This window comes from Lysinibacillus xylanilyticus (assembly GCF_001183605.1).
Taxonomy (GTDB): Bacteria; Bacillota; Bacilli; order Bacillales_A; family Planococcaceae; genus Lysinibacillus; species Lysinibacillus xylanilyticus.
On the sequence record NZ_LFXJ01000008.1, the window covers coordinates 203351 to 217469 of the forward strand.

General features: G+C 38.1%; 11 protein-coding genes. 10 read left to right on the top strand and 1 reads right to left on the bottom strand.

Annotation, left to right across the window (positions count from 1 at the left end):
- The first annotated feature begins 100 nt into the window (after window positions 1-100).
- Window positions 101-2068: a methyl-accepting chemotaxis protein gene (locus ACZ11_RS16115; RefSeq protein ID WP_082172824.1), complete on the top strand. Its 1968-nt coding sequence runs from the start codon at window positions 101-103 to the stop codon at window positions 2066-2068.
- Window positions 2069-2206: 138 nt separating this feature from the next.
- Here ACZ11_RS16115 and rnhC read toward each other — a convergent pair whose 3' ends face one another.
- A complete protein-coding gene (gene rnhC / locus ACZ11_RS16120) occupies window positions 2207-3133 on the bottom strand; it encodes a ribonuclease HIII (protein ID WP_049667552.1) in 927 nt (308 codons plus the stop codon).
- Window positions 3134-3267: 134 nt separating this feature from the next.
- On the opposite strand from rnhC, the gene zapA reads away from it, so the two are divergent.
- From zapA to ACZ11_RS16165, 9 genes are all read left to right on the top strand, one after another.
- The gene (gene zapA, locus ACZ11_RS16125) at window positions 3268-3528 is read left to right on the top strand and encodes a cell division protein ZapA (protein ID WP_049667553.1); all 261 of its coding nucleotides are present in this window, start codon (window positions 3268-3270) and stop codon (window positions 3526-3528) included.
- A gap of 5 nt (window positions 3529-3533) precedes the next feature.
- Entirely contained in the window at window positions 3534-4073 is a 540-nt protein-coding gene (locus ACZ11_RS16130) for a CvpA family protein (protein ID WP_049667554.1), read from the top strand.
- A gap of 59 nt (window positions 4074-4132) precedes the next feature.
- Window positions 4133-5842 (top strand): DNA polymerase/3'-5' exonuclease PolX, encoded by a 1710-nt coding sequence (gene polX, locus ACZ11_RS16135; RefSeq protein ID WP_049667555.1) that lies wholly within the window; start codon window positions 4133-4135, stop codon window positions 5840-5842.
- Window positions 5843-5860: 18 nt separating this feature from the next.
- Window positions 5861-8227: an endonuclease MutS2 gene (locus tag ACZ11_RS16140; protein ID WP_049667556.1), complete on the top strand. Its 2367-nt coding sequence runs from the start codon at window positions 5861-5863 to the stop codon at window positions 8225-8227.
- A gap of 21 nt (window positions 8228-8248) precedes the next feature.
- Complete coding sequence (locus ACZ11_RS16145) at window positions 8249-8662, top strand: DUF350 domain-containing protein (RefSeq protein WP_049667557.1); 414 nt, start codon at window positions 8249-8251, stop codon at window positions 8660-8662.
- A 694-nt stretch (window positions 8663-9356) separates the two neighbouring features.
- Window positions 9357-10325 (top strand): nuclease-related domain-containing protein, encoded by a 969-nt coding sequence (locus tag ACZ11_RS16150; RefSeq protein ID WP_049667558.1) that lies wholly within the window; start codon window positions 9357-9359, stop codon window positions 10323-10325.
- Window positions 10326-10803: 478 nt separating this feature from the next.
- Entirely contained in the window at window positions 10804-12495 is a 1692-nt protein-coding gene (locus tag ACZ11_RS16155) for an AMP-binding protein (RefSeq protein WP_049667559.1), read from the top strand.
- Between the two features lie 207 nt (window positions 12496-12702).
- Complete coding sequence (locus ACZ11_RS16160) at window positions 12703-13284, top strand: TetR/AcrR family transcriptional regulator (RefSeq protein ID WP_049667778.1); 582 nt, start codon at window positions 12703-12705, stop codon at window positions 13282-13284.
- Between the two features lie 14 nt (window positions 13285-13298).
- Window positions 13299-14072, top strand: coding sequence for an enoyl-CoA hydratase (locus tag ACZ11_RS16165; RefSeq protein ID WP_049667560.1), 774 nt, complete (start codon window positions 13299-13301; stop codon window positions 14070-14072).
- Window positions 14073-14119 lie beyond the last annotated feature (47 nt).

A 14119-nucleotide genomic window follows, 5' to 3' on the forward strand; every position in this document is an offset into this window, starting at 1 on the left:
CTTTCGTCAATATTTAGAAATAACAAAAAATAAATTTTCGATCTTTTTATGTGTATAGTAGAATTTGGATAGAAAATTTTACTAAGGGGTGATAGTTATTATGAAAAATCATCGAAAAAGAAGAGGCCTTTCCGTGCGAGCCCGATTAATATGGGCGTTTACTTTAACACTTTTAATCCCAAGCATTGCTATTGGTACGTTTTCGTATTTGAAGGCTTCTGATCAATATTACAAGGAATTAAGTAATAGCTCGCGCGAAAATGTCGATTTATTAAATACACTAATTTCAAAAGAGATATCACCTATTCAAAGTGATGTGGAATATTTAGCTGCTTCTTTTAATAAGAATGTGCAAGATGCAGACGCTTTAAAGGAGTTAGAAAAATATAATGCTTTACATAGCAATGTCTCTGTTGTCAATTTAGCAATTGAGGGGCACAAATTTTTACGTGAACCACACGCTGAATCCTCAGCTGATTATGATCCATTTACGCGACCATGGTACTTAAAGGCTATTGAATCACCAGGCAAAGGCGTTATGATTGATCCTTATAAATCAACGATTACAGGTGAATTAATATTAGCGGTATCAGCTGGATTACAGGACCGTTCAGGGGCTATTTCTATTGGTCTAAATTTAGATGGAATTTCCGAGCTAGTGAAAACGGTGGAAATTGGTGATAATGGCTACGCTACATTAGTAAATGCCAATAATCTAATTATTGCTGATCCACAGTTAGAGGTGGGATCGGAGCTCAAAAAGTCATATATAGAAAAGATGCAAGGAAAAGAAGAAGGTAGTTTTACCATTAAAGAAGATGGAAGAGAGTATCAAGTGTTTTTTACTACCAATAAACTAACGGGATGGAAAATTATTGGTACAATGGATTTAGCAGACGTAGCAGCTGTCACAAAACCAATATTAATAAACACTATGACGGTTATTGTCATTGCTCTAATCGTATTTGGAATCATTGGTGTTTTCATTATAAGAACAATCATTCAGCCATTAAATAAGTTGTCAACAGTAGCTGAGCAGGTAGGAGACGGTGATTTACGTAATTTAATTGAAATTAAAAGACACGATGAGATAGGTAAATTGGCGGATATATTCAATAAAATGATTCTATCTTTACGTGGTGTAGTTGGTAACATTGGTGAGGAATCAAATCAGTTAGCTGCATCATCGGAGGAATTGACAGCGAGCACGTCGGAAAATAAACGAGCAACTACACAAATAGTGGATTCTGTTCAAATGTTTGCAGAAACGGTTGATGTGCAAGCAGTAACAATTAATGATAGCACTAACGCTGTATTTGAAATGTCTTCATCTATTCAGCAAATTTCAGCTAAGGCCGATACCGTTAATGCGATGTCAAATAAAGCGATGAATGCTGTTATGATAGGGGATGAAACTATTCAAACAGCTATTGGACAAATGAAAATGATTCAAAATACCGTTCAGGCACTTGAGAACACGGTACAAACATTAAGTGATCGTTCAAATGAAATCGGGCGTATTGTAGAGGCAATTACGCAAATTGCTGATCAAACAAATCTTTTAGCTTTAAATGCTGCAATTGAAGCTGCTCGTGCTGGAGAGCATGGAAAAGGTTTTGCAGTTGTTGCTGATGAGGTGCGAAAACTTGCTGAGCAATCTGCACAGTCAACAATGCAAATAAAAGATATCATTGATTTTATCCAAGCCGATACAAAATTAGCGGTTGAATCAATGGCTGCTGGTTCAGCTGAGGTCGTAAAGGGAATTGATATAACAAATACGGCAGGAAAGTCATTTGAAGAGATTCGTACGAATGTACAAAGTGTAACCTATGAAATAGGACAAATTTCGGAGACATCTAAGGTTATTTCTGAACACGCCAATCAAGTGGCTATCGGAATTGAAAGTGTGCTTGAGCAAACAAATGAAAATACAGCAAGTGCACAAAATATATCCGCTGCAACAGAGGAACAGCTTGCTTCTATGGAAGAAATCGCTGCATCGGCTGAAGCCCTTGCTAAAATGTCTGAAAATCTTCAACAAACGATTCAACAATTCAAATATTAAGTTGAAACGAAACTTTTCTAAAATGATAATAATAAGTTTTTGATATAAAGGATTTCGCTAACTCCAGTAGAGAGCAAGTTGCGTAACTTGTAATCTGCTGGAGTATAGCGAAATTTTTTTGTGTCTATAAGACCAATTTTATTTCATCTTTTTAGCTTTCTCAGTATTCGCAAAATGCCATTTCGTAATGGCACGTAAAAATTCATCACCTTGTTTTCGCCAAATACGTGCTGCTAATGCATCTACTTTTGCTGAAGCTCCCTTCAACAACTCTATCCCAGCAATCTCACTTAGTCGGTCCATTTCTTTTAAAAATGCAGCACGAGCTAATATCGATGCAGTTGCTACTGAAACGTGTAGTTGCTCGGCCTTAGTAGAAAATAGTACATCCTCTCGAATAATTTCTCGTTCATTTTTTAAGTAATTGTAATACACGCCACGTTCCGCAAACTGATCTATTAATATATGCTCTGGTTTTTCGGGTGCCATTTTTGACAGTGTGTTTTTAAGTGCCCTATTGTGCATCATAGCTTTCATCTTTCCTTGAGAGTAGCCTCGGGATTGTAATTCGTTATATTTTTCATTACGTAGTACAAGCACACTATGGACGCAAGCTGCACGTAAATCTGGCGCTATTTTACGCATGTAATCATCCGTTAGCATTTTCGAATCCTTGACACCAAGTTCGTTTATAAGCGCAATTTTTGATGAAGGGACGTATACCGCTGCAACTGTTATTGGACCGAAATAATCACCAGTACCCGTTTCATCTGAGCCTAGCACTGACATCGCAGCAAAACCTTCTGGCAGAACGTCACCCTTTGCTCCAATCGACGATGATTTTTGGGTATTTGTAACTTCTATGTTTCCCCAGCGTGCAGCTTCTCGCTCAGCTCCTCCTCCTTGGAACATTAATTTACCAGATTTGTACATTGTGATTGCTGTATCTGAAAGCTTTGCGGCAAAGATTACACCAGGAGCTTTACGTTCTACAAAGTTCTTTGCATAGTAAGACATCACCTCTTTTTGTTTGTTTGTTGATATGGAAAGTACAATATTTGACATTTACTCGTTCCTTTCTGTCCTCGTTGTTCACAATTTTATACCTTTCATGGTATGATAATAAATAGCTTTTTTGTGTATGCTGCTCATAAATAAAAAATTTCATGAGCACAAAAATTTAAAAGGGGGGTGCGACTATGGAAAATCAAGAAAAGAATAAAATTTCTGTGGAAATCTACGGTCATACATATAAAATGGTCGGCTCTGAATCCATTGGACATATGCGACTTGTCGCTTCGATTGTTGATGACCGTATGCGCGAAATGATTGTACATAATCCCTCTCTTGATAGCACAAAGCTTGCCGTTCTTACAGCAGTAAATACCGTTCACGATTATTTACAGTTAAAAGAACAAATGGAGCAATTAGAAGAAGAATTGAAAAAATTAAAGGGTTGAAGTGAATGTTAGATTTAATCATATTAGCGGTGCTATTAGCCGGGCTCATAGTTGGAGCAAAACGTGGTTTCATTGTACAGATGATGCATATCGTTAGCTTTATAGTTGCCCTAATTGTTGCGTATATCTATTATAAACCATTAGCACAAAAATTTGTGTTTTGGGTTCCGTATCCAGGTGTAACGGATTCAGGTAGTCTTGGAGTAGTTATTGATAGCCTGGATTTAGACCGCACTTTTTACCGTGTCATTGCCTTTGCAGTCATTTTCTTTGCGGTGAAAATTACATTGCAAATTGTGGCATCGATCTTTGATTTTATAGCGTATTTACCTGTATTAGGTACAGTGAATCGTTGGCTTGGAGCATTGTTTGGCATGATTGAAAACTATTTAATTATGTTTATTGTGCTGTACATTCTTGCTCTATTGCCAGTTGATTCTATTCAAAGTTTAATGTCGAAGTCGTTGTTAAGTGGTCTCATTTTGGAGCATACCCCGATTATTACAAGTATGTTCCAAAACTGGTGGTATATTTATATGCAATAGCAAACTGTGCACTTCTCTCGGTTTTGAGGGAAGTGTTTTTACGATAGGAGGAATTCCCGATGAACAAAAAGACAATTATTCGCACATTTGAAAAAATTGCATTGTATATGGAATTACAAGGGGAAAATCCATTCAAAGTGTCTGCCTTTCGAAAAGCTGCTGCAGCACTTGAGGGGGACGAGCGCTCATTAAGTGAGATGGAGGATGTAACAAAGCTAAAAGGTATAGGGAAAGGTACAGCTGCTGTTATTGAGGATTTAATGACAAGTGGTGAATCAAGCTTATTAAAAGAATTAGAAGAAATTGTACCAAAAGGATTGCTCCCGTTATTAAAACTTCCAGGCTTAGGTGGTAAAAAAATAGCTAAGCTACATCAAGAGTTAGGGGTTGATTCTGCGGAAAGTTTAAAGGCTGCTTGTGAGGAAGGTAAAGTTCGTGAGCTGGCTGGCTTTGCGGCAAAAACTGAAGAAAAGATTTTGAAGGAACTTGCAAATTTAGCAAATCGTTCAGAACGTTTGCCGATTTGGCAGTTAGAGCCAGTTGTTTTACAAATTGAAGCTCTTCTAGGTAGTATGGAAGAAGTGGAACGTTTTTCTGTTGCTGGAAGCTTCCGTCGTGCAGCTGAAACAAGTAAAGATATTGATTTTATCGTTGTTACTGAAGTAGTTGAAACTGTACGTGAAAAGTTACTAAATGAGCTTTCTGTACAAGAAGTCGTAGCAGCTGGTGATACAAAGATTTCAGTTATTTTAGATCTAGATGAGCCTGTAAGTGTAGATTTCCGATTAGTAAGAGATGCTGAATATGCTACGGCCTTGCATCATTTCACAGGCTCGAAAGATCACAATGTCCGCATGCGTCAAATTGCTAAGGCCCGTGGTGAAAAGATCAGTGAATATGGTGTAGAGCAGGCTAATGGCACCGTATTAACGTTTAAGGATGAAGAGGAATTTTTTGCGCATTTTGATTTACCATTTATCCCGCCTAGCTTGCGTACAGGAACTACGGAATTTGACAAAACGGATGACATAAATAGTCTAGTGAAATTAGAAGATATTAAAGCAGATTTGCATATGCATACGACATGGTCTGATGGTGCGTACTCTGTAGCTGAAATGGGCGAGGCATTGATTGCACGTGGCTATCAGTATAGCGTTATTACTGACCATTCACAATTTTTAAAAGTAGCGAATGGTCTAACGCCAGAGCGCTTAACAAAGCAACGTGCTGAAATTGAGGCATTTAATGAAGCACATCCAGATTACCATTTATACGCAGGGACAGAAATGGATATTTTGCCGGATGGTTCCCTTGATTTCGAAGATGATGTACTAAAAGAATTAGATTTTGTCATTGCTTCTATTCACTCTAGCTTTACACAATCGCAGGACAAAATTATGGCACGTTTACATACGGCTATGCAAAATCCATACGTTCATATGATTGCACATCCAACTGGTCGCATTATTGAAGATCGTAATGGCTATAATCCTGATATGGGGCAATTAATTACGTGGGCAAAGGAATATGGTAAAATTTTAGAGTTAAATGCGAATCCATATCGTCTTGATTTATGTGTTGAGCATTTAGAAATGGCTTTGGCAGCTGGTGTGCCCGTAGCAATCAATACCGATGCCCATGATATCGCTCATTTACGCTTTATGGATATTGGGGTGCGCTACGCAAATAGAGCATGGTTGAAAAGAGATATGATTGTGAATACATGGACGCGAGAACAATTTGAAGCGTTTATTCGACGAAATAAATAGGTTGAGGAGGTGTTCTCAGTGATCGCAGAACGCGCATTGAAAACACTAGAATATGATAAAGTACGTCAGCAAGTGGCTACATACTGTACTTCTTCTATCGGTAAATCAGCGGTTGATGAGCTTGTACCACAGACAGACTATGAAAAAGTTGTGCAATTATTAGAAGAAATGGATGAAGGACTATCCATTTTACGTGTTAAAGGCAATGTGCCGATGGGTGGAATTTTTGATGTGCGACCAGCTGCAAGGCGTGCACAAATCGGCGGCATGCTTGCAGCGATGGAATTAATGGAAGTTTCAAGTACGATTCGAGCTAGTAGAATTCTTCGCAATTTCATTGAAGATATAGAATCAGAAGATGTAATTGAAATTCCTCATTTCATCGCCAAAAAGGAGGCAATGCCTGTATTGACAGGCTTGCAGCATGAAATTAATAACTGTATTGATGACAATGGCTCTGTACTAGACTCTGCAAGCCAAACTTTGCGTTCAATTCGCCAATCTTCGCGTGCAGAGGAAGCTAAAGTACGTTCTAAGCTGGAAAGCCTTATACGCGGGAGCAATGCTTCAAAAATGCTCTCAGATACACTTGTAACGATTCGTAATGACCGCTTTGTTATTCCAGTTAAGCAAGAGTATCGTCATCATTATGGTGGAATCGTGCATGACCAATCATCTTCTGGCCAAACATTATTTATCGAGCCAGATTCGATTGTACAAGCGAATAATGAAATTCATCGATTAAAAATGAAAGAGCAAGCTGAAATTGAACGTATTTTACTTGCCTTAAGTGCAATGGTAGAAGAAGTAGCTCCGGATTTATTTAACTTAGTAAAGGTATTAGGTGAGATTGACATCATTTTAGCTAAAGGCAAATACGGTCAAGCGAACAAATGTACAATGCCTAAAATGAATAATGACGGCTATATTCGACTTGTGCGTGCACGTCATCCACTTTTACCAATTGAAACAGCGGTTCCTAACGATATTGAATTTGGGAAAGACATTACTGCAATTGTCATTACAGGACCAAACACTGGTGGTAAAACTGTCACTTTAAAAACAGTTGGACTGTGTACTTTAATGGCACAGGCGGGGTTACCAGTGCCTGCACTTGATGGTTCAGAGCTTGCTGTTTTCAAGCAACTTTTTGCGGATATTGGAGATGAACAGTCAATTGAGCAATCACTGTCGACGTTCTCCTCTCATATGGTCAACATAGTAGATATTTTACAAAAGTTTGATAACGAGTCACTCGTTCTATTTGATGAACTAGGTGCTGGGACAGATCCTCAAGAAGGGGCAGCTCTGGCCATCTCCATTTTAGATGAAGTACATGGTCGTGGCGCCCGTGTTATGGCAACGACGCACTATCCTGAGCTAAAAGCATACGGCTATAATCGCCCAGGAGTGGCCAATGCAAGTGTAGAGTTTGATATTGAGACATTAAGTCCAACATATCGTCTACTTATCGGTGTACCAGGCCGCTCCAATGCATTTGAAATTTCAAGTCGCCTTGGCTTACCAGAATCAATTATTGACCGTGCGAAAAGCTTTACAGGTACAGATCGCCATGAGGTAGAGTCAATGATTGCATCACTAGAAGAGACTCGTCGCCAATCAGAAGATGATGCTGAACGCTCTCATGAATTACTATTGGAGTCTGAAGAACTTCGTAAAGAGCTACAAGGAAAAATACAAGCTTACGAGGAACGTAAAGAAGCACTCGATAAAAAAGCGAAAGAAAAGGCACGTAAAATTGTTGATGAAGCAAAAAGTGAAGCAGAATCAATTATTGCGGAGCTTCGGGAAATGCGCAAAAATGCAGACCAAGTTGTCAAGGAGCATGAGCTCATCGAAGCTCGTAAACGACTAGAAGAAGCTACACCGCTTGAAAACAATAAAGTGCTGAAAAAAGCGGCACAAGTTAAAGCCCGTACACAAAACTTAGTTGTCGGAGACGAGGTAAAGGTGTTAAGCTATGGACAACGAGGTACATTGCTCGAAAAAGTATCGAATTCCGAATGGGTTGTCCAAATGGGTATTTTGAAAATGAAAATCTCGGATAGTGATCTAGAGTACATTAAACCTGAAAAAGAACCGGTGCAACGTATTGCTGGTGTAAAAAATCGCACTAGCCATGTAAAATTAGAATTAGATTTACGCGGTGAACGATATGAAGATGCCATCATACGTACGGAAAAATATATTGATGATGCCTTGCTAGCTAACTATGGGCGTGTATCAATTATTCATGGTGTCGGTACAGGTGCATTGCGTCAGGGAATTCAAAGCTATTTGAAAAAGCATAAGCGTGTAAAATCGTTCCGTTTTGGTGAAGCCGGCGAGGGTGGCTTAGGCGTCACAGTTGTGGAATTGAAATAAGCAGTAAAGGGGACGGAGAAAATGCTAAATTCTAGCTTTTGGCGATATCCAATTATCGAAACGGCAGGATATTTTAGTGTTGTTGTGTTATGTTTAGTCGTCTCGATGGCATTGTTCGAAGTCGTTACGAAATACAAAAATTGGGAAGAAATTAAAAAGGGTAATGTCGCTGTGGCACTCGCAACAGGTGGGAAAATACTGGGGATCTGTAATATTTTTCGCTTTTCCATTGCACGCCATAGCACTCTAAGTGAAATGATTGGCTGGGGCCTCTTTGGTTTTACATTACTTATTGTGGCGTATTTCTTATTTGAATTTATGACCCCACGTTTTAATGTCGATCAAGAAATCGCAAATGATAATCGCTCAGTCGGTTTCATTTCCTTTACCATTTCACTCGGTCTATCGTTTGTTATTGGGGCAAGTATTGCATAGGAGTGTAATGACATGGAAAAATTAGCGAAAATACTAATCATTGTTTGCATCGCATTTTTGGCAGTCGGTGTCTATTATATGATGACCGTTTAAGCAAAAAACGCATCCTTTTATGAGGATGCGTTTTTTTTATAGTAATGGGTAAGGAGAAGAACTGCTCAGGAAACTGGCGGTAAAACTGATCAGGTAGCGAGTAAAATCGCTCGGGTATCGTCGAAAACTGATCAGGTAGAGAGGGAAACTGCTCGGGTAGCCTCGAAAACTGATCAGGTAGGGAGTAAAACCGCTCGGGTATCGTCGAAAACTGATCAGGTAGGGAGTAAAACCGCTCGGGTATCTCCGAAAACTGATCGGGTAGCGAGTAAAACCGCTCGGGTATCGTCGAAAACTGATCAGGTAGGGAGTAAAACCGCTCGGGTATCGTCGAGAACTGATCAGGTAGAGAGTAAAACCGCTCGGGTATCTCCGAAAACCGCTCAGGTACCTTCAAAAACTGCATAGGTTATACCTAGGTAGTAAAGTGTGGGATCACTCAGAAGTGTAACGCCCAGGCAGTAAAAATCTAAGTATCCACAAATTTTCTTAAATATAAAATATCGCTTACATTTAATCGCTTAAATTTTTATTTTAAAAAAAGCTATTTGCAAAGGTAGAAATACTTGCTATATTCAAGACAAAAAGGAGGGAGTATTCCATGTTATTAAAACCATTTGAGCAAGCAGCAATGATAGCTGGATTACGTGCATTGGTTCATCGATTGGATTCGAGTCATCCGCTCCATATAAAAATTTCTCAAGATTTACAGCAGTTAGAAGCAGGTGATTTTGGAGAGCAAAGCATTATAAGAGAATTACAAAAGCTATCTCGGGGCCTTGAAATCTATATTTTACATAATATCACTTTATTTGAACCTGTTCCTATTCAACTTGATGTCGTAGTTATTACTCCGTATGCTGTTGTTATAATTGAAAGTAAAAATATACGAGGTAATATAGAATTAAAGCGTAGCCCAAGGCAAATGGTCCGTGTTTTAGAGAATGGCGATAAACATATTTTCAATCACCCAGAAATTCAACTCGATGAATATATTTTTGGCTTAAGTGAATTTTTCAAACAGCTAAATTTGCAAGCGGAAATATTCGGTATCATAGTTTTCCCCTTTAATAATGCCGAAGTTTACTATGAAGAAGGAAAGTATCCAGTTTTAATGAGACGTGAATTGACGTATTTTCTTAGACAACATATAAATAATAGTAAGTCAAAAAGTAAGATTCCAACATCAAAAATAGCCAACCTTTTACTTAAGCATCATCGTGTTTTTCAGACTCCCCCACTATGTATCCATTATAATATTGATCCCAAAGCTATTAAAAAAGGTATATTTTGCAGACATTGTTATCAATTCAAATTAATCCGACAAAAACAAAGTTGGTTTTGCCCGAAATGTAAAATATATGATAAAACCGCGGCTAATCAAGCATTGCAAGATTACTGTGTATTAATTAATGAGAAAATTAATACACAAACTGCACGTTATTTTTTAGAATTATCAAATCGACATCTTGCGAAAAGAATAGTTCAAGAATATTCCAATGAAAAGGAGGGACACAATAATCAAACCGTTTATTATTTGAAGGATAGGCAAAGATGCAGAAGAAATTAGCTCCTGAAGTTTCGAAAACTGCTCGGGGTAGCCCCAAAACTTCATCAGGTAGAGAGGGAAACTGCTCGGGTAGCCTTAAAACTGCTCAGGTTAAATGTTTTCACTCCAGTAGAATAAAAAACCTCAATACCCTCGAAAAAAATTTAAGTCGCATCCCCCCTCACATCAAACCAACATAAAATACTACTAAAACCTATTAATATTCCTTCATCTATCAGAAAAGCTATCATTTAAAAATTATTTTTGGAATATAGAAATATGGGCTCAGACTTGTCCATAAAAAAAGAAAGAATGAATGAGTATTCATAAGGTGTATCGATCCAAAACCTTGAGGAATGTAGTTATATAAATGTTGTTAAATGCATAATAATTAATCGAAAATACATTTATTTTCTATTTTAGTGTTTGAAAGAGTAATTCTTTTTCATTATAATTAAAATAAGAGTTTACAAAGTTTGGGACAAAGGGGAGAGGACGTATGACAACAAAACCATGGCTAAAAAATTATCCTGAAGAAATACCATCGTCTTTAACGTTTGAGGAAATTCCTGTGCAAGAGTTTTTGACACGTGCCTATAAAAAGAATCCATCTAAAGTTGCGATTCATTTTATGGGAAAGGATTTGACGTACACTGAGTTATATGAGTCAGCGCTAAGGTTCGCAAACTATTTACAAGCTCTTGGAGTAGAGAAGGGAGATCGAGTAGCTATTATGCTGCCAAACTCTCCGCAAAGTGTAATCGCTTACTACGGGGCAATGTATGCTGGAGCGATTGTCGTACAAACAAATCCACTTTATACTGAGCGTGAACTTCAATATCAAATGGCTGATTCAGGTGCGAAAGTTATTTTATTGATGGATATTTTGTATCCACGTGTTATGAAAATCATAAAAGAAACGGCACTTGAAAATGTAATTGTCACGGCTATTAAAGATTATTTACCATTCCCTAAAAATTTGGTTTATCCCTATATTCAAAAAAAGCAGTACGGTTTTAGTGTAAAGGTTGAACATAGTGGTCAAAATCATTTGTTTACAGAAATTATGCGCTCTTCGCCTATCAAAATGATTGATATTCCATTTGATTTTGAAGAGGACATAGCACTGCTTCAATATACCGGTGGAACGACTGGCTTTCCTAAGGGTGTGATGTTGACCCATAAAAACTTAATTGCTAATACAACAATGTGTGATGCGTGGATGTATAAATGTGTACATGGTGAGGAAACCATTATGGGCATACTGCCATTCTTCCATGTTTATGGTATGACGGCTGTTATTTTATTATCCGTATTCACGGAAAATAAAATGGTGTTATTACCAAAATTTGATGCAGAGACAGCATTGAAAACGATTGATAAGCAAAAACCAACACTATTCCCAGGTGCACCGACTTTATATATTGGTTTATTAAATCACCCTGATATTGCAAAGTACGACTTATCGTCCATAAAAGCATGCTTAAGTGGATCCGCTTCATTGCCAGTAGAAGTGCAGGAGAGATTTGAAGCGGTAACAGGGGGGAAACTTGTAGAAGGATTTGGATTGACAGAGACTTCTCCTGTCACACATGCAACACCAATTTGGGGTAAGCGTGTCATGGGCTCGATTGGTTTACCTTGGCCAAATACGGATTCAATAATTTTGCGTACAGGGGATGCTGAGGAACTTCCAGTCGGTGAGGTTGGTGAAATAGCTGTAAAGGGTCCACAGGTTATGAAAGGCTATTGGAATCGCCCTGAGGATACAGCAGCAACATTCGTAGATGGTTGGTTTTTAACAGGTGACCTTGGCTATATGGACGAGGAAGGCTATTTCTATGTAGTTGACCGTAAAAAAGATATTATTATCGCAGGTGGTTTTAATATTTACCCTCGTGAGGTAGAGGAAGTATTATACGAGCGCGAGGAAATTCAAGAATGTATAGTTGCGGGTATACCTGACCCCTATCGTGGAGAAACAGTAAAAGCTTATATTGTTTTAAAAGAAGGATTTTCGATTACAGAAGACGAATTAAATAAATATTGTCGTCAAAACTTAGCTGCTTTCAAAGTTCCTCGTTATTATGAGTTTAGAGATGAGCTACCGAAAACAGCTGTTGGAAAAATTTTGCGTCGCGCATTAGTTGATGAAGAAAAAACAAAATTGGTGAATAAAGAAGCGAAATAAATACGTGATAAAGTATTGACAAGCAAAGATGTAAATTATAATATGAAAATATGAATGAATGACCATTCATATTTTCATATTTTTTTAGTTTACCACGTCATATCCTTAACAATAATTCAGTTTGAAATGGCTGTTCATTGAAGGATGACATCATGTATTAAGCATGAATTAAGACGTGTGCAAGTTTTTTTAGGTGGTGATATAAAAGTGAAACGTGATAAGCCAAAATATAAGCAGATTATTGATGCAGCTGTCATAGTTATTGCAGAAAATGGGTATCACCAAGCACAGGTATCGAAGATTGCTAAACAGGCAGGGGTGGCCGACGGAACAATCTATTTATATTTTAAAAATAAAGAAGATATATTAATTTCTGTCTTTAATGAAAAAATGGCTGTTTTTGTAGAGTCATTACAAGATATAATAGAAAATGGAAGTACGTCTAAGGACAAACTTTCACGAATGATTGAAAATCATTTTAATGTTCTAGCGACAGATCGATACCTAGCAACCGTCACACAATTGGAACTACGACAATCGAATAAAGATTTACGACTAAAGATTAATTCGGTGTTAAGAGAGTATTTACAATTACTTGATCAAATTTTAATCGAGGGTATGCTGTCAGGTGAGTTCAATCAAACGATGGATGTACGCTTGGCGCGTCAAATGGTATTTGGAACAATTGACGAAACCATTACATCGTGGGTCATGAATGAATATCGATATGATTTGATAGAACAGGTTCCAAAAGTTCAGGCATTAATCTTGAACGGAATTAAAGCTTAAAAGGATGTGGAGAAATGGAATTTCTAAGTTGGAAAGCAGAGGATGGAGTAGCGATTATCACAATTGCACGCCCGCCAGCAAATGCATTATCTCGCGGAATTATTGCTGAAGTAAATGCTGTGCTAGATGAAGTAGAAAATGATGACACTGTACGTGTCCTTGTACTTCATGGCGAAGGTCGTTTCTTCTCAGCTGGTGCAGACATTAAAGAATTTACAGAGGTTACATCTGGTGATGAATTTTCAAAGCTAGCGAGCACGGGTCAACAAGTTTTTGAGCGAGTTGAATCGTTCTCTAAACCTATCATTGCTGCAATTCATGGTGCTGCACTAGGCGGGGGCCTTGAATTAGCGATGAGCTGTCATCTGCGCTTTGTGACAGAATCTGCGAAATTAGGACTACCTGAATTACAATTAGGTCTTATTCCAGGTTTCGGAGGTACACAACGTCTACCACGATATGTAGGGGTTGCAAAAGCTGCAGAAATGATGTTTACAAGTGAGCCGATTTCTGGTGCAGAAGCTGTACAATGGGGTTTAGCGAATCGTGCATTTACAGATGAAGCATTATTGGAAGAAACGCTAAAGGTAGCGAAGAAAATTGCGAAGAAGAGCCCGGTTGCTTTAAAAGCAGCTATTCAAACATTGCAATATGCTAAGCCTGCTTCGTTTTATGAAGGTATTGAGGTAGAAGCAAAATCCTTTGGCACAGTATTCGTATCGGAAGATGCAAAAGAGGGAATTCAAGCATTTATTGAAAAACGCGAGCCTGTGTTTACTGGCAAATAATATTCCATCAGTGTCGATAGCGACTTGAAAGAGTGTTATCGACGTTA

Bases quoted from the DNA above. Each gene is read 5' to 3' on its own strand.
- ACZ11_RS16115 (WP_082172824.1), top strand. From the start codon at position 101: ATGAAAAATCATCGAAAAAGAAGAGGCCTTTCCGTGCGAGCCCGATTA.
- rnhC (WP_049667552.1), bottom strand. From the start codon at position 3,133: ATGTCAAATATTGTACTTTCCATATCAACAAACAAACAAAAAGAGGTG.
- zapA (WP_049667553.1), top strand. From the start codon at position 3,268: ATGGAAAATCAAGAAAAGAATAAAATTTCTGTGGAAATCTACGGTCAT.
- ACZ11_RS16130 (WP_049667554.1), top strand. From the start codon at position 3,534: ATGTTAGATTTAATCATATTAGCGGTGCTATTAGCCGGGCTCATAGTT.
- polX (WP_049667555.1), top strand. From the start codon at position 4,133: ATGAACAAAAAGACAATTATTCGCACATTTGAAAAAATTGCATTGTAT.
- ACZ11_RS16145 (WP_049667557.1), top strand. From the start codon at position 8,249: ATGCTAAATTCTAGCTTTTGGCGATATCCAATTATCGAAACGGCAGGA.
- ACZ11_RS16150 (WP_049667558.1), top strand. From the start codon at position 9,357: ATGTTATTAAAACCATTTGAGCAAGCAGCAATGATAGCTGGATTACGT.
- ACZ11_RS16155 (WP_049667559.1), top strand. From the start codon at position 10,804: ATGACAACAAAACCATGGCTAAAAAATTATCCTGAAGAAATACCATCG.
- ACZ11_RS16165 (WP_049667560.1), top strand. From the start codon at position 13,299: ATGGAATTTCTAAGTTGGAAAGCAGAGGATGGAGTAGCGATTATCACA.